Genomic DNA, 20,635 nt, shown 5'->3' with positions numbered 1-20,635 from the left:
CAGGCTCTGAGGGGCTTCAGCTGCCTTTGCGCGAGCCCACCTGGTGCTGCTCGCGCCAGGTCGCCGGCGGCATGCCGAACTGCGAGATGAACCAGCGGGTGAAGGAGCTGGGCAGCGAGTAGCCGAGCATGTCGGCGATGCGCGCCAGCGAATAGCCGGGGTTCTCCATATAGCGGATCACCAGTTCGCGGCGCACGCTGTTGATCAGCTCGCTGAAGGTGGTGCCGCCGTCCTCCTCCAGGCGCCGCTGCAGGGTGCGCACGTTCATGCCCTGGGCCTGGGCGATCTGTTCGATGGTGGCGCGGCCCATGGGCAGCAACAGGTAGATGGCCTTGCGCACGTCCAGGGTCAGCGAGTGTTCGCTGGAGCCCTGCAGCGAGTCCAGGTAGCGCTGGGCGTGGCGGGCCATGGCGGCATTGGCCAGCGGGTTGGCGGTATCCAGGTTGGTCGAGGGGCAGACGATGCCGTTGAATTCGCTGCCGAACTCCAGGGGGCAGGCGAACATGCGCCGGTGCACGGAGAGATCCGTCGGGGCCTCGTGGCTGAAGTTGACGCTGATCGGGTGCCAGTGCGCGCCGAGCAGGGCGGCGCAGAAGCGGTACATCACGCCGATGGCCAGTTCGATGGCCTGGCGACTGTGGCTGGGGTATTCGCTGACCACTTCCTCACGAATCAGCACCGTCTTGCCGGCTTCCTCGATATAGATCGCCAGCGAGTCGTTCATCAGGTGGCGGTACTGCACGATCACCTGCAGCGCATCGCGCAGGCTGTGCTGGTGGCTGAGCAGCAGGCTGACCTCGCCGAAGTCGGAGAGCTGACGCAGCTCGGCCATGCGCAGGCCGAGGGTTTCGCAGCCGCTTTCGCGGGCGGAATCTTCCATCAGGCGGATGGCCGCCTCGACCGGTATGCGCTGGTCGGGGTCGTTGAGCATGGCCTGCGTCAGGCCCGCCTGGGCCATCAGCACGCGGGTATTGAGGCCGTACTGGCGCGCCACTTCCAGGTAGTTGGTCAACACGGCGGCACGGGCTTGGGCGGTCATGCAGGGGCTCGCTCTCGGGGCGGCTCGGGCTGGCCGCTGGGCTTGGACATGCCTCTAGCTTATAAAACGTTAGTCATGAAATGAAAAGTGCCTGGCAGCCAAAGCGAAGCCGGTGCGGGGGGCGAGCTCCTACTATCCTGGCCGGTCTGCCGGGCATTCGCGCCCGGCACCGCCGCCCCGAGACTGGCGCTTGCGGCACTGCTCCTGTCGCTCTGGCCCGCGCTGGCCGCGGCGCAGTGCAGCTGTCCGCACAGCCGGTGCGGAAAACCACGCGTAGGAGCAACCATGCGAGTCAACATGCCGCTCAGTGGCCGCGAATGTACCTATCCGGCCGACCAACGTCTGATTTCCACCACCGACCTCAGGGGGCTGATCACCTCCTGCAACGACGAGTTCGTCGCCGTCAGTGGCTTCAGCCGCGAGCAACTGATCGGCAGCCCGCACAATCTGGTGCGCCATCCGGAGATGCCGGCGCAGGTCTTCGCGCAGATGTGGGAGTACCTCAAGGCCGGCAAGAGCTGGATGGGCATCGTCAAGAACCGCTGCAGCAACGGCGACCACTACTGGGTCAACGCCTATGTCACGCCGGTCCTCGAGCAGGGCCGGGTGGTGGGCTACGAGTCGGTGCGGGTCAAGCCGGACGCCGACCAGGTGCGCCGCGCCAGCGCGCTGTATGCACGCCTGAACCAGGGCCGCGCGGCGGTCTCGCTGGGCGAGCGCCTCGGCGTGGCGGCGCGCTTCATGCTGCTGCCACTGCTCGGCGCGGGACTGGGGCCCTGGCTGTTCGCCCTCGGCCAGGCCGGCCTGGGCATGGCGCTGGTGATTCTGCTGTCGCTGGCGCAGACCCTGGCCACCCTGCGCTTCGTCAAGCGCGCCCTGCGCCGGGTCGCCCTGGCGGCGCCCAAGGCCTTCGACAATGAGCTGGTGGCGCGCACCTACACCGACGACACCGGCGCGGTGTCGCGGCTGCAGCTGGCGCTGATCAGCGAGGGCGCGCGCATCCGTACCGCGCTCGGCCTGCTCGGCGACCAAGCCACGCGCACCGCCCGCCAGGCTTCGCAGAACGGCCAGCTGGTGCAGCAGGCCGAGCGGGCGTTGCAGGCACAGCGGGTCGAGGCCGACATGGCCGCCACCGCCATGCAGCAGATGGCCGCCTCGATCAACCAGGTCGCCGTGCACGTGCAGCAAACCGCCGTCGAGGCGCGCCAGGTCAATTGGCTGTCGCAAGGCGGCAGCAGCCAGGCCCGGCAGAGTCGCGCGGTGGTCGAGAAGCTGGCGCATACGGTGGACGGCATCAGTGCCTCGGTGGCCGGGCTGGCCGGCGAGGCGCAGTCGATCCAGCAGGCGGCCAACATGATTCGCAGCATCGCTGAACAGACCAATCTGCTGGCCCTCAACGCGGCCATCGAGGCGGCCCGTGCCGGCGAGCAGGGCCGCGGCTTTGCCGTGGTGGCCGACGAGGTGCGGGCTCTGGCGTCGAAGACCCAGGAGTCCACCGAGGCGATCCAGGGCATCATCGCCAGCCTGCAGCAGGTGGCGGCCCAGGCGGTGCAGATCGCCCGCCAGGGCAGCGAGGAAGCGCGGGCCGGGGTGGCCTGGGTGAGCGAAACCGAACAGGCGCTGGACGCCATCACCACCGCCGTCGAGCGCATCCACCAGATGGCCGAGCAGATGGCCGCCGCCGCCGAGCAGCAGAATCTGGTGGCCGAGGACGTTTCCCGGCAGATCGGCAATATCTCCACGGCCGCCGAGCAGAATGCCGAGGTCACTGCGCGCTCCGCGCACCTGGGCGGCGAGCTGGAGGCCACCGCGCACGCCCTGCATGCCCTGGTCGCGCGCTTCGATACCTGAGCGGCCACCGCCGGCATGACCCCGCCCGGCAATCTGAAACCCCTTCGTGAGGCTGGCGCGCGTCCGGCCCAGCTGCGCGGCGCCGTTGCCGGCCCGGAACGGCCGCCGGGGAGGGGCTTTTCGGGAGGCTGTGCGGTGGCGTTCGAAGGGGCATTTCGCCCCTGTCATCAAATGAGAAATGGCTGACGCCAAATGTGAAGCGGGGTAGGTGGGGGCTCTTTACTGTTGTCTGCAACGACCATCCGGCTACCCGTAAAGCCGGAGCCAACTGCAAAGGTGTCGATGTGGAAAAGCTGCAAACCCATGCCACGGTGCTGATCGTTCCCGGTCTGCGCGAACACGTGCCGCAACACTGGCAGACCCTGCTGGCAGCCAAGCTGAGCAAGGTGCGTTCGGTTGCCCCGCTGCAGGCTGACAAGCTCAGCTGTGCGGCCCGGGTCGAGGCCATCCAGCGCGAGCTGGAGCAGATCGAGGGCCCGGTGATCCTGGTCGCCCACAGCGCCGGCGTGCTGATGGTGGCGCACTGGGCGGCCCGCTACAGCCGCCCGATCCAGGGCGCCCTGCTGGCCACCCCGCCGGACCTGCAGGCCAGCTGGCCGCAGGGCTATCCGACGCCGGACAGCCTGCGCGCGCATGGCTGGGATCCGCTGCCGGACGGCCGCCTGCCCTTTCCCAGCATCGTCGCCGCGAGCAGCAACGACTACCTGGCCAGCCTGGAAGCCGCCTGCCACCTGGCCGAGGCCTGGGGCAGCCAACTGGTCAACCTCGGCGCGGTCGGCCACCTCAACCCGGCTTCGGGTTACGGCGAGTGGGAGCGGGCCGAGGCCTTCATTCGCGAACTGGATTGTTGAGGCGCGCGGCTCCCGGAGCCGCGTCGCCCAGCGCTGTCGCCAGCCGCCGGCTGAGCCGCAGCATGAGAACTCGCACCCTTGCTAGACCGGATGTGAGCCGTTGTTAGAGCCACAAACACAACAAGCGGAGACAACGCATGTACAACAATAAGAATCACGCTACTCGGCCCTTGCGGCGCAGCCTGCTGGCCACGGCGATCCTCGCCGCTTCCATGCCGGCCGCCCATGCCGTCGAAGTCGACCTGGGCAGCGAGGACTGGGCCGTACGCTTCGACAACACGGTCAAGTACAACTATGGCGTACGCACCGAGAGCGCCGATAAGCGCATGCTGGCCACGCCGAACAACAACGACGGCGACTACAACTTCCGCAAGGCCGGCACCAACATCACCAACCGCGTCGACCTGCTCACCGAGCTCGACGTGGTCTACCAGAACCGCATGGGTTTTCGGGTCAGCGCCGCCAGCTGGTACGACAAGGCCTACGACAACACCGGCTCCAACTCCAACCCCTTCGTCAACGGCAACGACGCGGCCAGCGGCATGACCACCCAGCACCCGCTGGTCGGCCCCTTTGCCAGCGCCGACGGCCTGGGCAACGGCAATCCGCACCTGAGCCGCTACGCCAAGCGCTACTACAGCGGCCCGTCCGGCGAGATCCTCGACGCCTTCGTGTTCTACAGCACCGAGGTCGGCGAGGAGTCGCTGCTGAGCGTCAAGGCCGGCCAGCACAACGTGTTCTGGGGCGAGACCATTCTCAACCCGGTGCACTCGCTGAGCTACGGCCAGTCCGGCCTGGACCTGGCCAAGCTGGCCGCCTCGCCGGGCACCGAGGCCAAGGAGCTGTTCATGCCGCGCAACCAGCTCTCCACCAGCTTCACCCTGAACTCCGAGTGGACCTTCGGCGCCCAGTATTTCTTCGACTGGGACGCCGCCCGCCTACCCGAGGCCGGCACCTACTACGGCACCTCCGACCTGCTCGGCGAGGGCGCGCAGTCCTTCCTGCTCGGCCACACCGCGACGCCACCGGGCTTCCTCGGTCAGGACGCGCTGACCAACGTGCGCCGCGGCGACGACAACACGCCGAACGACAGCGGCGACTGGGGGCTGATGGCCAAGTGGGCACCGGAGTGGCTCGACGGCACCCTGGGTTTCTACTACCGCCGGACCTCCGACATCCTGCCGCAGGCGGTGCTGGATGCGCGCTCGCTGTCGCTGACCCAGGGCAGCTGCGTGGTGGCGCCGGGCGGCGTGGTCAGCGTACCGGCCACCGGCGTCTGCCGCCTGGTCGATTCCCTGGCCGGCACCAGCTACAACCTGTCCTACGGCGACGACATCGACATCTACGGCCTGAGCCTGTCCAAGGAGTTCGCCGGGGTCAGCGTCGGCAGCGACCTGAACATCCGCAAGAACATGCCGCTGTCCAGCATCCCGGCCATCGTCAGCGCCACCGGCCCGGCCGGGCTGGCCGCCGGCCTGGGGGCGCTGCCGCCGCGCAGCGCCGGTTCCGGCGTGGTCACCGACCTGCCGGGCGAGGGCGACAGCATGGCCGCCACCGGCGACACCCTGCACTGGACCCTCAACGGTCTGCTGGCCATCGCCGAGACGCCGCTGTTCGACGCCGCGACGCTGCTGGGCGAGCTGTACTACAGCAACCTGCTGAGCCTCGATAGCAAGAACGAGGCGCTGTACAAGGGCAAGGACACCTACCGCGGCATCGACAAGCCGACCCGCGACAACTGGGGCCTGGCGGTCAACTTCACGCCGACCTGGTACCAGGTGTTCCCGGGCGTGGATCTGTCCGCGCCGATGTCGATCAACGTCGGTCTCGACGGCGTCTCGCCGGTGGTCGCCGGCGGTGCCGAGGACACCGGCAACTACGCGGTGGGCGTGAGCGCGGCCATCTACAACCAGTACTACGTCGACCTCAAGTACGTCGACTCCTTCGGCGATTCGGCCAAGTGCGAGAACGGCGCGACCGATGGCGCGACCCCCAACGCCCTGGACGGTACCGAGCGTTACACCTGCTACGCCGGCGGCTATGCCTCCTTCTCCGGCGGTGGGGCCACCGGCGAAGACCGGGGTGCGCTCTATCTGACTTTCAAGACCACCTTCTGATCTATGAATTGCCCAGCTTACGAGCAGGAGTACACCCAATGACATTCGTGAAAACCCTACTGGCTGCCTCTCTGGCGCTGGTCGTTGCGCAGGCCCAGGCCGCGGTATCCGCTGACGAGGCCGCCAAGCTCGGCCAGACCCTGACCCTGGTCGGTGCCGAAAAGGCCGGCAATGCCGACGGCTCCATCCCGGCTTTCGAGGGCGGCCTGAACACCGCCCCGGCAGGCTTCAAGAACGGCGACACCGTGCGCCCCGATCCCTTCGCCGGCGAGCAGCCGCTGCTGGTGATCGACGGCAAGAACGCCGATCAGTACAAGGACCAGCTGACCGCCGTGACCTACGAACTGGCCAAGCGCTACCCGAGCTTCCGCGCCGAGGTCTACCCCAGCCACCGTACCGCGACCATGCCCCAGGCGCTGCTGGACAACACGCTGAAGAACGCCACCGGGGCCAAGTCGCTGGAAGGCGGCAACGCCATCGAGAACGTGCTGCCGGGCATTCCCTTCCCGATTCCGCAGTCCGGCGCCGAGGCCATGTGGAACCACCTGCTGCGCTTCCAGGGCGCCGGTTACACCACCAAGTACGACTCCTGGAACGTCGATGCCGCCGGCGTCGCCACCCTGGCCACCACCGGCACCGCGTTCAACGCCTTCCCCATCTACGAAGACACGAACAAGGTGATCGACGCCAGGGACACCTACTTCCAGACCAAGCTGTACTACAGCGGCCCGGCCCGCCGCGCCGGCGAATCGCTGATGCTCAAGGACGCCGCCAATCCGCTGGAGCAACCGCGCCGCGCCTGGCAGTACCTGCCCGGCGTGCGTCGGGTCAAGCTGGCGCCGAACCTGGCCTACGACACGCCGAACCCGGGTACCGCCGGCTCCGGCACCTACGACGACATCTATGTGTTCAACGGCGCGCTGGATCGCTACGACTGGAAGCTGGTCGGCAAGCAGGAAATGTTCGTGCCCTACAACACCTACAAGCTCACCTATATCAAGGACCCCAAGCAGCTGACCACGCCCAATCACCTGGCGCCGGAGTTCGTGCGCTGGGAGAAGCACCGCGTGTGGGTGGTCGAGGGCACGCTGAAGGCCGGCGCCCGCCACATCTATGCCAAGCGCCGCTTCTACCTCGACGAGGACAGCTGGAACGCCCTGGCCTCCGATCAGTACGACGCCGGTGGCCAGCTGTACCGCGGCTCCTTCAGCTTCCTGACCCAGAGCTACGACGTCGCTACGCCGAACACCGCGCCCCATGTCATCTACGACCTGATCGGCGGCAGCTACAACGTCAACGGCGTGGTCGGCCCGTACGGCGGCATCAAGTACATCGAGCCCCTGTCCAAGGCCCAGTGGTCGCCCGAGGCGCTGGCCGGCGCCGGTATCCGCTGAGGGTCGCCGGCCGGGCAGGGCCCGGCCGGCGTTGAGCACCCGCGGTCGGCGACGACTGCGGGCTGGTTTTTTCGGCCCTGCTAGCCGCTGCGGTGCAGCCAGGCGGGGCCTTCTTTCTCACGAGGAACGCGCTATGCGTGCAATCCGACGCTACCTGCAGCTGGCGCTGGGCGCCTGGCTGGCGCTGCAGAGCAGTGCCTGGGCCAGCAACTACGTCGACGTGCTGGACCTGCCGGCCAAGCCCAGTGCGCTGGCCGTGCACAGCCCGCTGCTGGACGTCGCCCGCGCCGGCGACCGACTGGTGACGGTCGGCCAGCGTGGCCACATTCTCTATTCCGACGACGACGGCCAGCACTGGCAGCAGGCCCAGGTGCCGGTCAGCGTCGATCTCAATGCCGTGCATTTCGCCAGCCCGAGCCAGGGCTGGGCGGCGGGTAACGACGGCGTGATCCTGCACAGCGCCGACGGCGGCCTGACCTGGCGCAAGCAGCTCGATGGCCGGCAGATCGGCGCCCTGGTGCACGACCACTACAGCACCCTGGCCGCCGCCGAGCCCGAGAACGAAGAGTGGGCTGCACTGGCGGCCGAAGGCGAGCGTCTGATCGAGCAGGGGGCCGACAAGCCCTTTCTCGACCTCTGGTTCGCCGATGCCCGCAACGGTTTCGCCGTGGGCGTGTTCAACCTGATTCTCGCCACCCGCGACGGCGGCCAGACCTGGCTGCCGCTGCAGGATCGCAGCGACAACCCCATGGGCCTGCATCTGACCGCCCTGGGGTACACCGGCGATGCGCTGTACCTGGTCGGCGAGCAGGGCCTGCTGCGCCGCTGGGACGCCGCCGGCCAGCGTTTCGTCGCCCTGGACAGCCCCTACACGGGCACCTACTTCGGCGTCATCGGCAAGCCCGGCGAGGTGCTGGTCTACGGCCTGCGTGGCCACGTGTTCCGCAGCCGCGACGGCGGCCAGAACTGGCGCGAGCTCGACAGCGGCCTGCAGGTCAGCATCACCGCCGCCGCCCGCGACCGCGCCGGGCGCTACCAGCTGTTCACCCAGGCCGGGCACCGCCTGCAGGCCGAGGAGGGCAGCGCGCTGCGCCTGATCCCGCAGCAGAGCCAGTCGCCAGTGGCCGGCGCCACGCTGTCCGCCGCCGACGATCTGGTCCTGGTGGGCAGTCGCGGCGTGCGCAGCCTGTCCGGCGAATAACCTCCCAATCCGAGCGAGTACCCTGTCATGGGCAATATCAAGCAAGACACCATGCCGGTGATCCGCGATGTTCGCGATTTCGACACGAACACTGGCAACCTGCTGGAGCGCATGGTGTTCAACCATCGCGTGCCGTTCATCCTGCTCATGGCGCTGGTCACCCTGGTGCTGGGCTACATGGCGGTGACCCGCCTGGAGCTGCGGCCCAGCTTCGAGAAGATGATTCCGCAGAGCCAGCCCTACATCCAGAACTTCCTGGAGAACCGCGCCTCGCTGCGCGGCCTGGGCAACTCGGTGCGGGTGGTGGTGGAGAACAGCGAAGGCGACATCTTCGACCCCGAATACCTGGAGACGCTCAAGCAGGTCGGCGACAAGCTGTTCCTCACCCCGGGCGTCGACCGCGCCTGGATGAAATCGCTGTGGAGCCCGGCGGTGCGCTGGACCGAGGTCACCGAGGAAGGCTTCCAGGGCGGTCCGGTGATGCCCGACAACTACGCCGGCAAGCCCGAGGACATCGAGCAGCTGCGGCAGAACATCGTGCGTGCCGGCATAGTCGGCAGCCTGGTGGCCAACGACTTCAAGTCGAGCATGATCGTGGTGCCGCTGCTCGACCGCGACACCGCCACCGGCCAGGGCATCGACTACCACCAGTTCTCCCAGGTGCTCGAGGAGCAGCTGCGCGACCAGATCGAATTCGCCGGCGACAGTGCCGCGCGCGAGGCCGGCGAGGAGGGCAGCGGCAAGTACAAGGTCCGCGTGATCGGCTTCGCCAAGCTGGTGGGCGATCTGATCGACGGCCTGATCCAGGTGATGCTGTTCTTCGCCCTGGCGGTGGTCAGCTCGTTGCTCATCATCCTGCTCTACACCCGCTGCATCCGCAGCACCCTGCTGGTGATCCTGTCCTCGCTGGTGGCGGTGATCTGGCTGCTGGGCATCATCGCCTGGCTGGGCTATGCCATCGACCCCTACACCATCCTGGTGCCCTTCCTGGTGTTCGCCATCGGCGTGTCGCATGCCTCGCAGAAGATGAACGGCATCATGCAGGACATCGCCCGCGGCACCCACAAGCTGGTGGCGGCGCGCTACACCTTCCGCCGCCTGTTCGTCGCCGGGGTCGCCGCGCTGCTCTCCGATGCGGTGGGCTTCGCCGTGCTGATGCTGATCGACATCCCGGTGATCCAGGACCTGGCGATCACCGCCAGCATCGGCGTGGCCGTGCTGATCTTCAGCGCGCTGCTGCTGATGCCGGTGGCGCTGTCCTACGTCGGCGTCGGCGAGAAAGCCGCCGCGCGGGCGCTGCGCATCGATACCCGCGCCTCCCAGCACCGCGGCTTCGGCCGCCTGTGGGACCTGCTCGACCGTTTCACCACCCGCAAGTGGGCCACCGGCGCGGTGCTGGTGGCGGCCCTGCTGGGCATCGGCGGCTTTATGGTCAGCCTGCAGCTGAAGATCGGCGATCTCGACAGCGGTGCCCCGGAGCTGCACCAGGACTCGCGCTACAACCGCGACAACGCCTACATCACCAGCCACTACGCGCTGTCCAGCGACCTGTTCGCGGTGATTATCAAGACCGCGCCGGAAGGCTGCCTGAACTACCAGACCCTGGTCCTGGCCGACCGCCTGGCCTGGGAGCTGCAGCAGCACCCGTCGGTGCAGACCACGGTGTCGCTGGTCAATGCGGTGCGCCAGATCACCGCCGGCAGCTTCGAGGGCAACCCCAAGCTGGCCAGCATCCAGCGCAACCAGGACATGCTCAACTACGCGGCGCAGCAGGCCTCGGTCAATGCCCCGGAGCTATTCAACACCGACTGCTCGCTGATGCCGGTGATCGCCTTCCTCAAGGACCACAAGGCCGAGACCCTGGACGAGGTGGTTGCCATCGCCGACCAGTTCGCCCGCGACAACAGCACGCCCGAGCGCCAGTTCCTGCTCGCCGCGGGCAGCGCCGGCATCGAGGCGGCGACCAACATCGTGGTGCGCGAGGCCAACCGCACCATGCTGCTGTACGTCTACCTGGCGGTGGCGCTGTTCTGCCTGTTCACCTTCCGCAGCTGGCGCGCGACCCTGGTGGCGCTGCTGCCGCTGATGCTCACCTCGATCCTCTGCGAGGCGCTGATGGTGGCCATGGGCATAGGCGTGAAAGTGGCGACCCTGCCGGTGATCGCCCTCGGCGTGGGCATCGGCGTGGACTACGCGCTGTACCTGCTCAGCGTGCAGCTGCATTACCAGCGCCAGGGCATGTCGCTGGCCGATGCCTACCAGAACGCCGTGGCCTTCACCGGCCGGGTGGTGGGGCTGGTCGGTATCACCCTGGCTGCCGGGGTGATTACCTGGGCCTGGTCGCCGATCAAGTTCCAGGCCGACATGGGCATCCTGCTGGCCTTCATGTTCCTGTGGAACATGCTGGGCGCGTTGATTCTGATCCCGGCGCTGTCGCACTTTTTGCTCTCGGGCAAGGGCGTGGCGCAGCCCGTCGCGCAGCCCGAGCCTAGCGCCAGCGGGGCCTAGCGATAAGCGGCGCAGCCTGGTGGCCAGGGCTGCGCCCACGCGGAGTCGCAGGCTAGGCGCGTAGTTGCCCGCGATGCTCGCGGCTGAAGCCGCTCCTGCAGCGGTCGGGGGGCGCATCGACAGTTCGCCTGCACGGAGCTTTTTCGTGGCAGGCGGGGGTGGGCGGCTTGCGCCAATATCTGCAGCCTGGCCCTGGCCGGGGGATCCGCTTACCCCTGCGTCGCTCGCGTCGTTCCTGTCCCGGTACCTGTCGGCGGCTGTCTCAGCGACATGCTGCTTCCTCCTTTTATGCAACCTGCAATGAGAGCGAGGGCAGGGTGGCTGCACGTCGCTGTGGCGGGGGCCGGCTGCCACAGGTTTCTGACATTTCCCAATGGTGCGCAGCTCTTTCGGCGTCGCCGCGGTCGTGCTGTATGGTCGGATGGTATGGCAGCGCTGGCGGGCGGGGTTTACGGTGGCGGGCAGGGCATAATAAAGTACTTTGCATGCAAAGTTATCAGAGGTGTTCTGCACAAGGTTATGAGCGCAGCGGTGCGGCTTGCTAAAGTTGCAGGCCGCGCAGGCTTGAGCCAATAACAGTGAAAACAACAACGAATGAAAAAGCATCTGAATGATCAGCTGTACGAAATCATCGCCTCGAGCATCAAGAAGGGCAGGCTGAAGAAGGGCACGCTGCTGCTCGAGGGGCCCCTGGCCGAACTGTTTGGCGTCAGTCGTTCGCCCGTGCGGCAGGCGTTGCTGAGCCTGCATCAGGGTGGCCTGATCTGTACGTTCGAGGGGCGTGGCTATCTGGTCGGCAAGGAGCCGGGCGCAGTGCTCAAGCGCAAGCTCGACAGCAGCGATTTCAAGCTCAGCGAAGGTAGCACGACGACCCCCAGGAAGACGGAAACCTGGAAGTCGGTCTACGACCGTATCGAGCGCGATCTGCTGCATCAATCGCTGTTCGGCAGCTACCGCATCAACGAGCTGGAGTTGTCGCGCCACTACTCGATCAGTCGCACGGTCTCCAGCCAGGTGCTGACGCGCTTGTCGCTGATGGGGCTGGTGGAGCGGGACGAGCGTTCGCGCTGGCAGCTGACCCAGTGGGACGAGGCGCGGCTGGGCGAACTCTACGAGGTGCGTCGCCGTCTCGAACCCTACGTGCTGATGCGCGCCGCCGAGTTTCTCCGGCAGGAGCAACTGGAGGGCTACATTGATCGCCTGCACCAGGCGATGAGCGCCTATCCGAACATGGACAGCCGGCAGTTCGACGATCTGGAAAGCGACCTGCACATCGAGACCCTGGGACACTGCCCGAACCGGCAGATGCTGCAGATTCTGCGGCGGACCCACTCGCTGCTGCTGTCGGGCAAGCACATCCTGCTGGACAAGAGCTACTTTCCCGATGAGGAGCCGTTCTTCCGCGAGCACCTGAGCATCTTCGAGAATCTCTACGCCGGGCGGGCCGATCTGGCGGCGCAAAGCATGGAGGAGCACCTGGTCATCGCCGAGCGCAAGGTCAAGCAACGCATGGCGTACTTTCGCGAGCACAACCGCATCGCGGCCGTGCCCTACCTGGAGTTGCAGGACTGAAGGGCGGTCAGGTGACCGCGCCAACCTGCCACGGGACGAATTCGTTGTCCCCGTAGTTGTACTGCTCGCTCTTCGACGGCGTACCGGAGGCGACCTCGATCAGGATGTCGAAGATCTTCTCGCCGGCTTCGGCGACGCTGAGTTCGCCGTCGACGATGCCGCCGCAGTTGATGTCCATGTCCTCTTTCAGCCGGCGGTACATGTCGGTGTTGGTCGCCAGTTTGATGCAGGGCGCCGGCTTGAAGCCGGATACCGAGCCGCGTCCGGTGGTGAAGCAGATCATGTTGGCACCGGAGGCGACCTGGCCGGTTACCGACACCGGGTCATAGCCGGGGCTGTCCATGAACACGAAGCCGTGCTCGGTGATCTGTTCGCCCCATTCGTACACGCCGTTGAGCGAGCTGGTGCCGCCTTTCGCCGCGGCGCCGAGGGATTTTTCCAGGATGGTGGTCAGGCCGCCGGCCTTGTTGCCCGGCGACGGGTTGTTGTTCAACTCGGCGCCGTTGATGCGCGTGTAGTGCTCCCACCAGCTCAGGCGGTCGAGCAGCTTCTGCGCCACCTCGTGGCTGGCGGCGCGGGCGATCAGCAGGTGTTCGGCGCCGTAGATTTCCGGGGTTTCGCTGAGGATCGCGGTGCCGCCGTTGCGCACCAGTAGGTCGGCGGCATAGCCGAGCGCCGGGTTGGCGGTGATCCCCGAGTAGCCGTCCGAGCCGCCGCACTGCAGGCCCAGCATGATGTGCTCGACGCTTTCCGGGGTGCGCTCCAGGCGACCGATATTCTTCAGCATCTCGTTCACCTGCTCGATGGCGCGGGCGATGCTGGCGCGTGTGCCGCCGGCATTCTGGATGTTGAACACGCGAAAGTTCGGTCCTTCGCTGATGTTGTAGCGCTTGAGCAGCGAGGAAATCTGGTTGGTCTCGCAGCCCAGACCGATCAGCAGCGCGCCGGCGATATTGGGGTTGCAGGCGTAGCCCCAGATGCTGCGCTCTAGGAATTTGAAGCCTTCCGAATCGGTGTTGATGGCGCAGCCGCTGCCATGGGTCAGCGCCACCACGCCGTCGATGTTGTGTTGTTCGAGCAGCTCCGAGCCGTTGAAGTGCGCGGCCACCGCCCGCGAGACGGTGGCCGAGCAGTTCACCGTGGAGAGGATGGCAATGTAGTTGCGGGTGCCGACACGGCCGTCGGCGCGGCGATAGCCGAGAAAGCGCCGGCGTTGCTCGGGCGGCAGTACCGCAGTGCGCGCGATGCTGGGCGGCAACTCGTTGCTGGCGTGGTTGTTGGGCATGGCGACGTTATGCGTGTGCACGTGAGCGCCGGCAGCGATGTCCTGGCTGGCCACGCCGATGACCTGACCGTACTTGAGGATCGCTTCGCCCTTAGCAAGCGCGCGGCGGGCGATCTTGTGGCCGCTGGGGATGTCGTCGACGGCCGTCAGGGCAAGGCTCTCGACACGACTCCCGCTCGCCAGAGCCCGGCGGGCAACGGCTACTGAATCGATGTCGCTGAGGATGACCACGGGTTGATTTTGCGTGATGAGCTGCATGGCTTTCTTCTCATTGTTGTTTTGCTGAGTGGCCAGGATACTGTCAAAAATGAACATTGCACGCAATGTTTTCGAGTGTTAAGGTCGGCGCCACATAGCCGCTCAGCGGCATACAAAAACAACAATGTGAGGCTACCCGGATGGTTCCTGTTGCCCATCGCCACCGCTCTACCGCGGCCGCTGCCAAGCGCCTGCCGCCCATGCGTCGTCCCGCCAGCCGCTGCGAATCGTCGGAGGCGCGCCATGCATAAGCTCGTCGAAGCGTACTTCACCCTGCTCAAGGTGCTCGCTGTGGTCTGCCTCGTCACCATGGTGGTGCTGGTGTTCGGCAACGTCGTGCTGCGCTACGGCTTCAACGAAAGCATCCTGATTTCCGAAGAGATCTCGCGCTGGGCCTTCGTCTGGCTGACCTTCCTCGGTGCCGTGGTGCTGCTGCGCGAACGCGGCCACATGAGCGTGGATCTGGCGCTGCGAGCACTGCCGGCGTGGGGCGAGCGCGGCTGCCTGATCCTCTCCCAGGTGTTGATGCTGGCCTGCTCCGGGCTGTTCTTCTGGGGTAGCTGGCAGCAGATGCAGATCAACTGGAACGTGCCGTCGCCGGTGGCAGGCTGGTCGATGGGGCTGTTCTACGGCTCGGGGGCGTTCTTCGGCGTATCGGCCTGTGCGATCCACCTCTACGAGATCGCCCGGCTGGCGAGCGGCGGCGAGATAGCGCGGCCGAACAATTCGCCCGAGCTGCATCAGTAACGCACGACGGCATGTCGCCGGCGTCCTGCCGGCAGGCCAACCCATAATAAGAATCGGAGTGATGTGATGGTCATCATCGCGATATTCGTAGTCTCGCTGCTGGGCGCCATGGCCATTGGCGTGCCCATTTCCTATGCGCTGATCCTCTGTGCGCTGGCCATGATGTATCACCTCGACCTGTTCGATGCGCAGATCGTCGCCCAGGGCCTGGTCAATGGCGCCGATAGCTTCCCGCTGATGGCGGTGCCGTTCTTCATGCTTGCTGGCGAGCTGATGAATGCCGGCGGTTTGTCCCGGCGCATCGTCAACATGGCCATTGCCCTGGTCGGCCATATCAAGGGCGGCCTCGGTTACGTCACCATCCTCGCGGCCTGCGTGCTGGCCAGCCTGTCGGGCTCTGCGGCCGCCGATGCCGCGGCACTGGCGGCGCTACTGGTGCCGATGATGGTCAAGGTCGGCCACGACAAGGCCACCGCCGGCGGCCTGGTGGCGGCGTCGGGCATCATCGCGCCGGTGCTGCCGCCGTCGATCGGCCTGATCCTGTTCGGCGTGGCGGCCAACGTCTCGATCACCAAGCTGTTTCTCGCTGGCATCGCGCCGGGCTTGATGATGGGTGCTTCGCTTTGCGTCGCCTGGTACTTGATGTCCCGCCGCGAAACCCTGATCACCCGCCCGCGGGCACCGCGGCGCGAGATTGCCAAGGCCTTCTACGAAGGCATCTGGGCGCTGCTGTTGCCGGTGATAATCCTCGTCGGCCTGCGCGCGGGGATCTTCACCCCCACCGAGGCCGGCGTGGTCGCCGCGGTGTATGCGCTGTTCGTGTCCCTGGTGATCTACCGCGAGCTGACCTGGAAGAGCCTGTACCAGGTGCTGGTGTCCTCGGTCATGACCACCGCGATGGTGATGTTCCTGGTCGCTTCGGCCATGGTCGCCGCCTGGATGATCACCGTGGCCGACCTGCCGAGCTCGGTGGTCGGGGTGCTGGAACCGCTGATGGACAGCCCGCGCCTGCTGATGCTGCTGATCGTGGCGATCATCGTGGTCATCGGCATGGCCATGGACATGTCGCCGATCATCCTGATCCTCGCCCCGGTGATGATGCCGGTGGCGGTGGCCGCCGGTATCGACCCGATCTACTTCGGTGTGATCTTCGTCATGACCTGCGCCATTGGCCTGATCACGCCGCCGGTGGGGCTGGTGCTCAACGTCGTTGCCGGGGTGGCGAAGATCGACTTCATCGCCACCATCCGCGGCGTGCTGCCGTTCCTGCTCGCGGAGCTGCTGGTGATCGGCCTGCTGCTGGCCTTCCCGCAGTTGCTGCTGATACCCGCGCAGTGGCTCTACTGACCGACAACTCCGTTCCCGCCGCCTGCTCGTGGCGGAGGCGAGCCGGGCGCTTCGCCCATTTCTCCTGCCATCCGTGGCTGCAATAAAAACAAGAGGAAGATGCTATGAAATTCATTCCCAAAGCCCTCACCGCACTGCTGTGTTCCTCGGCGCTGCTGCTCTCCACTGCCGGCCATGCCGCGGAGGAGATCAACCGCCACAACTTCAAGGTTGCCTTCGTCCAGGCCAAGGATCACCCGCACGGGCTGGGGGCGAACAAGTTCGCCGAGATCCTCAAGGAGAAGAGCGACGGCAAGATAAAGGTGATGGTGTTCGCCAGCGGCACCCTGGGTGGCGATGCGCAGGTGATTTCCTCGGTGCAGGGCGGCACCGTCGACATGACCCTGGTGACCCCCGGCCTGCTCTCGGGCATCGAGAAGGGCTTCGGTCTGTACGGCCTGCCGTTCCTGTTCAAGAACTCCTCCGAAGTTGACGCGGTACTTGATGGCCCGGCCGGGCAGAACCTGCTGACCAAGCTGGAGCCGCATGGGCTGATCGGCCTGGGCTACTGGGACCACGGTTTCCGCCATGTCACCAACAGCAAGCATCCGGTGCAGACGCTGGAAGACATCAAGGGCCTGAAGCTGCGCCTGCAGCAGATTCCCACCGCCATCGAGTCGTTCAAGGCGCTGGGCGCCAACGTGGTGCCGCTGTCGTTCACCGAGCTGTACACCGCCATGGAAACCCGCACCGTGGATGGCCAGGAAAACCCGCTGGCGGCTATCGAGACCTCGAAGTTCTACGAAGTGCAGAAGTACCTGTCGCTGACCGGCCACTTCTACGACCCGCTGGTGGCGATCTTCAGCAAGCGGACCTGGGACAAGCTCAACGCCACCGAGCGCGAGCTGGTGCGCAGCGCCGCCCTGGAGGCGCAGGCCTACGAGCGCAAGGTTTCCCGCGAGATGGACGTCAGCTCGCGCGAGGCGCTGGCCAAGCTGGGCATGCAGATCAACGAAGTGGCGCCGGAAGAAATCGAGCGCATGCGTGAGCAGGTGCGTCCGGCCGTCGAGAAGCTGATCGCCGACTACGGCCCCGAGCTGATGGCCGAAATGAACGCCGAAATCGCCAAGGTGCGCAGCGTTCGGTAACTCCGCTACCTGGCCGGTACGTTCCCGTGCCGGCCGCCGCCACATATGCAAGGTGGATTTTCATGACAACTATTAATGTCGGGTTCATCGGCCTCGGGTTGATGGGCCATGCCATGGCCAGCAATATCCAGAGCAAGGGCTTCGGTCTCGGCGTCATGGCGCACCGCAATCGCCAGCCGGTCGAGGACCTGGTCGGCAAGGGCGCGCGCGAGTTCGCCAATGCCGCCGAGTTGGCCCGCGCAGTCGAGGTGGTGCTGCTGTGCCTGCCGGGCACGGCCGAGGTCAGTCGCATCCTGGCTGGCGAGCAGGGCGTGCTGGCGGGTCTGCGTCCCGGGCAGATCGTGGTCGACTGCAGCACCGGCGATCCGAATCGCACCGCGGACGTGGCGGCGCTGGTCGTCGCACGGGGCGGTCACTACCTGGACGCGCCGGTCAACCGCACGCCCAAGGATGCCCTGGCCGGGCGCCTGAACGTACTCGCCGGCGGCGATGCCGCCGTGCTGGAACGGGTGCGTCCGCTGCTCGAATGTTTCGCCGAGACCATTCACCACCTCGGCCCGCTGGGTTCCGGGCACAAGGCCAAGGTGATCCACAACTTCATCTCCCAGGGCAATGCCACCATCCTCGCCGAGGCCTTCTGTACCGCGGCGAAGAACGGCATCGACCTCGCCGCCTTCGCGCAAATCTGCAGCATGAGCGGCGGTTACAGTCGCACCTTCGAGCGGATCGTGCCCTATGTCCTGCGCGGCGACGACTCCGGGCAGCAGTTCGCCCTGGCCAACTGCGAAAAGGACATGCGCTATTACACCGAACTGACCAAGACCACACCGAGCACCGGCATGGTTGCCGATGCGGTGTACCAGACGTTCATGCTGGCCAAGGCGCTCGGCCACGGCGACAAGTACGTGCCGCGCCTGTTCGACGTGCTGGGCGAGATCAACGGCGTACGCGTGCGCGTCGCGCAGGAGGAGCCGGCATGAAACTGTTGCGCTACGGTCCTCCGGGCCAGGAGAAGCCCGCGCTGCTGGCCGCCGACGGCAGCCTGCGCGACCTGAGCCAGCAGGTGCTCGACATCAGCCCGCGTACGCTGGAGCGCAAGGCGCTCGACGAGCTGCGCGCGCTGGATCCGGCCAGCCTGCCGCGGGTCGAGGGCGAGGTGCGCATCGGTGCGCCCATCGCCAATATCGGCAAGCTGGTGTGCGTCGGCTTGAACTACGCCGATCACGCCAAGGAATCCAACCTGCCGGTGCCCAGCGAACCGGTGCTGTTCATGAAAGCCACCAGTGCGATCTGCGGGCCGAACGATAGGGTGATCATTCCGCGCGGCTCACAGAAGACCGACTGGGAAGTGGAGTTGGGCATCGTCATTGGCCGCCGGGCGCACTATGTCGAGCGCGAGCAGGCGCTGGAGCATGTGGCCGGCTACTGCATCGTCAACGATGTGTCCGAGCGCGCCTTCCAGCACGAACGCGGCGGTTCCTGGGACAAGGGCAAGGGCTGCGACACCTTCGCGCCGATCGGCCCGTGGCTGGTCACGGCCGACGAGATCGCCGACCTGCGCGACCTGGACCTGCGTTTGAGTGTCAACGGCGAGCTGCGTCAGCAGGGCAACACCCGCACCATGATCTTTGCCGTCGACGAGATCGTCAGTTACATCAGTCAGTTCATGACCCTCAACCCCGGCGACGTGATCTGCACCGGTACCCCGCCGGGCGTCGGCGCCGGCATGCAGCCGCCGCAGTTCCTCAAGCCCGGCGACCGCATGCGCCTGAGCATCAGCGGCCTCGGCGAACAGTGCCAGGACGTGGTGGCCTGGCAGCGTTGAACATTGGGCGGCGCCTGTCGCCCCCGTACCTGAACGAGATGAGGTTTGAACATGCAACGACGCCTGTACCCAGGGCGCGATTTTCGCCGTGCGCTGAATATTGACGAGTTGCGCGAGATGGCGCGCCGCCGGCTGCCGAACTTTTCCTTCGAGTACGTCGAGGGCGGCGCCGATGACGAGGTGACGCTCAGGCGGAACCGCAGCGTATTCGAGGGCATCACCCTGCAGCCGCGTACGCTGGTCGATGTCGGCCAGCGCGACCTTAGCTGTCGTTTCTTCGAGCGCCCCGCGAGCATGCCGTTTCTGATCGGGCCGACCGGCTTCAACGGCCTGCTGACCGATCGTGGCGATTGGCACCTGGCCCAGGCAGCCAGCCGTGCCGGTATTCCCTTCGTGCTGAGCAATGCGTCCACCATCGCCATCGAAGAGATCGCTGCCATCGACGGGGTGCGTGCCTGGATGCAAATTTACCTGTACCGCACCCGCCAGCACGTTGCCGATCTGGTGGCGCGCTGCAAGGCGCTGGAACTGGAGGCCATAGTGGTCACCACCGACAGTGCGATTCTCGGCAATCGTGAATGGGATCGGCGCAACTACCGCCGGCCGCTGAAGCTCGACTTGCGCAATGCCTTGGACGTCGCGGCCCATCCCGGCTGGGTCTGGGATGTGCTGGTACCCCATGGCGTACCGCGCTTCAAGAACCTGGGCAATCTGTTGCAGCCAGGGCAGGACTCGGTGAAAGGCGCGGCCAGCGCCATCGGCCAGGAGTTGGACGCCACCCTGAGCTGGCAGGACATCGCCTGGTTGCGCGACCTGTGGCCCGGCAAGTTGATCGTCAAGGGCCTGATGCACCCGGACGATGCGCCCCAGGCGATCAAGTACGGCGTCGATGGCGTGGTGCTGTCCAACCATGGCGGCCGCCAGCTCGATGGCGCAGTGTCGGCCATGGAGGTGCTGCCGCTCATCGCGCGGCAGCTCAAGGGGCGCGTTAGCGTGTTCCTCGATGGTGGCTTCCGCCGCGGCACGGACATTCTCAAGGCACGTCTGTTGGGCGCCGATGGGGTGTTCCTGGGGCGTGCGGGTCTGTATGGCCTGGCCGCGGGCAAAGGCCCGGGGGCCAGTCACGCGATCGAGATTCTGCGTAGCGAGATGGACCGCTCCCTGGGGCTGCTGGGCTGCAGCAGCCTGGAGGAGCTGACGCCCGATCTGATCCACGACCCCATCTGGCGCGGCTTGGCCGAAGCCATTCGTCGCTAGTTTTCCAACTGCCTCGCATCCACCCACGAATCTTCGGGTGCGAGGCAGCTTTTTATGACCTGCCATCCTTTGGTAGCCACCCTCCGGGGGCGTCGTACACCACGTTGAAGATGGCTCCCGGCTATTTTTTATTCCGCTGACCTTCATGTTTTCGCAGCCCGGCTGCAATCTGGGGCAGCCCATCGCCAGACAAGCCTACGTATTAGGTGTCGATACGCCGAGCCAGCTTGTGTAGGAACGGTCGGGCGAAGAATCG

General features: G+C 66.3%; 15 protein-coding genes. 13 read left to right on the top strand and 2 right to left on the bottom strand.

The annotated features are described in order from the left end of the window. Positions 1 to 16: 16 nt before the first annotated feature. On the bottom strand, positions 17 to 1,039 hold the full coding sequence (locus AC1G9C_RS13085; RefSeq protein ID WP_480407773.1) for an AraC family transcriptional regulator: 1,023 nt from the start codon (positions 1,037 to 1,039) through the stop codon (positions 17 to 19). A gap of 285 nt (positions 1,040 to 1,324) precedes the next feature. On the opposite strand from AC1G9C_RS13085, the gene AC1G9C_RS13080 reads away from it, so the two are divergent. The 7 genes from AC1G9C_RS13080 to AC1G9C_RS13050 all read left to right on the top strand — a co-directional run bounded on the left by AC1G9C_RS13080 (position 1,325) and on the right by AC1G9C_RS13050 (position 12,533). Continuing rightward, positions 1,325 to 2,890, top strand: a complete 1,566-nt coding sequence (locus AC1G9C_RS13080) for a methyl-accepting chemotaxis protein (protein WP_480407772.1) — start codon at positions 1,325 to 1,327, stop codon at positions 2,888 to 2,890. Between the two features lie 284 nt (positions 2,891 to 3,174). Then, positions 3,175 to 3,741, top strand: a complete 567-nt coding sequence (locus AC1G9C_RS13075; protein WP_480407771.1) for an RBBP9/YdeN family alpha/beta hydrolase — start codon at positions 3,175 to 3,177, stop codon at positions 3,739 to 3,741. Positions 3,742 to 3,878: 137 nt separating this feature from the next. Continuing rightward, entirely contained in the window at positions 3,879 to 5,858 is a 1,980-nt protein-coding gene (locus tag AC1G9C_RS13070) for a DUF1302 domain-containing protein (RefSeq protein WP_031303076.1), read from the top strand. A 38-nt stretch (positions 5,859 to 5,896) separates the two neighbouring features. Beyond that, entirely contained in the window at positions 5,897 to 7,252 is a 1,356-nt protein-coding gene (locus tag AC1G9C_RS13065) for a DUF1329 domain-containing protein (protein ID WP_480407770.1), read from the top strand. Positions 7,253 to 7,385: 133 nt separating this feature from the next. Continuing rightward, complete coding sequence (locus AC1G9C_RS13060; protein ID WP_480407769.1) at positions 7,386 to 8,453, top strand: WD40/YVTN/BNR-like repeat-containing protein; 1,068 nt, start codon at positions 7,386 to 7,388, stop codon at positions 8,451 to 8,453. Positions 8,454 to 8,480: 27 nt separating this feature from the next. Next, positions 8,481 to 10,961 carry an efflux RND transporter permease subunit gene (locus tag AC1G9C_RS13055; RefSeq protein ID WP_480407768.1) on the top strand — a complete coding sequence of 827 codons (2,481 nt, stop codon included), beginning with the start codon at positions 8,481 to 8,483 and terminating at the stop codon, positions 10,959 to 10,961. A 594-nt stretch (positions 10,962 to 11,555) separates the two neighbouring features. Beyond that, positions 11,556 to 12,533: a GntR family transcriptional regulator gene (locus AC1G9C_RS13050; RefSeq protein ID WP_021444136.1), complete on the top strand. Its 978-nt coding sequence runs from the start codon at positions 11,556 to 11,558 to the stop codon at positions 12,531 to 12,533. Positions 12,534 to 12,540: 7 nt separating this feature from the next. Here the strand turns inward: AC1G9C_RS13050 and AC1G9C_RS13045 are convergent, their stop codons facing one another. After that, positions 12,541 to 14,076 carry a UxaA family hydrolase gene (locus AC1G9C_RS13045; protein WP_480407767.1) on the bottom strand — a complete coding sequence of 512 codons (1,536 nt, stop codon included), beginning with the start codon at positions 14,074 to 14,076 and terminating at the stop codon, positions 12,541 to 12,543. 243 nt (positions 14,077 to 14,319) lie between these two features. Between AC1G9C_RS13045 and AC1G9C_RS13040 the strand changes: the two genes are divergently transcribed. The 6 genes from AC1G9C_RS13040 to AC1G9C_RS13015 all read left to right on the top strand — a co-directional run bounded on the left by AC1G9C_RS13040 (position 14,320) and on the right by AC1G9C_RS13015 (position 20,379). Then, positions 14,320 to 14,823, top strand: coding sequence for a TRAP transporter small permease (locus AC1G9C_RS13040; RefSeq protein WP_021444138.1), 504 nt, complete (start codon positions 14,320 to 14,322; stop codon positions 14,821 to 14,823). Between the two features lie 66 nt (positions 14,824 to 14,889). Beyond that, positions 14,890 to 16,170, top strand: coding sequence for a TRAP transporter large permease subunit (locus AC1G9C_RS13035; protein ID WP_480407766.1), 1,281 nt, complete (start codon positions 14,890 to 14,892; stop codon positions 16,168 to 16,170). Between the two features lie 104 nt (positions 16,171 to 16,274). Then, positions 16,275 to 17,297 (top strand): TRAP transporter substrate-binding protein, encoded by a 1,023-nt coding sequence (locus tag AC1G9C_RS13030; RefSeq protein WP_480407765.1) that lies wholly within the window; start codon positions 16,275 to 16,277, stop codon positions 17,295 to 17,297. Positions 17,298 to 17,359: 62 nt separating this feature from the next. Continuing rightward, positions 17,360 to 18,277: an NAD(P)-dependent oxidoreductase gene (locus tag AC1G9C_RS13025; protein ID WP_480407764.1), complete on the top strand. Its 918-nt coding sequence runs from the start codon at positions 17,360 to 17,362 to the stop codon at positions 18,275 to 18,277. Next, a complete protein-coding gene (locus tag AC1G9C_RS13020; RefSeq protein WP_021444142.1) occupies positions 18,274 to 19,122 on the top strand; it encodes a fumarylacetoacetate hydrolase family protein in 849 nt (282 codons plus the stop codon). The genes AC1G9C_RS13025 and AC1G9C_RS13020 overlap by 4 nt, the downstream gene beginning before the upstream one ends. Positions 19,123 to 19,173: 51 nt before the next feature. Further along, positions 19,174 to 20,379: an alpha-hydroxy acid oxidase gene (locus AC1G9C_RS13015; RefSeq protein WP_031303147.1), complete on the top strand. Its 1,206-nt coding sequence runs from the start codon at positions 19,174 to 19,176 to the stop codon at positions 20,377 to 20,379. The last annotated feature ends 256 nt before the right edge of the window (positions 20,380 to 20,635 follow it).

The organism is Pseudomonas sp. ABa2 (assembly GCF_056676075.1).
Note: the sequence above shows the minus strand (reverse complement) of the source record. Positions and strands in the feature narration are given on the sequence as shown.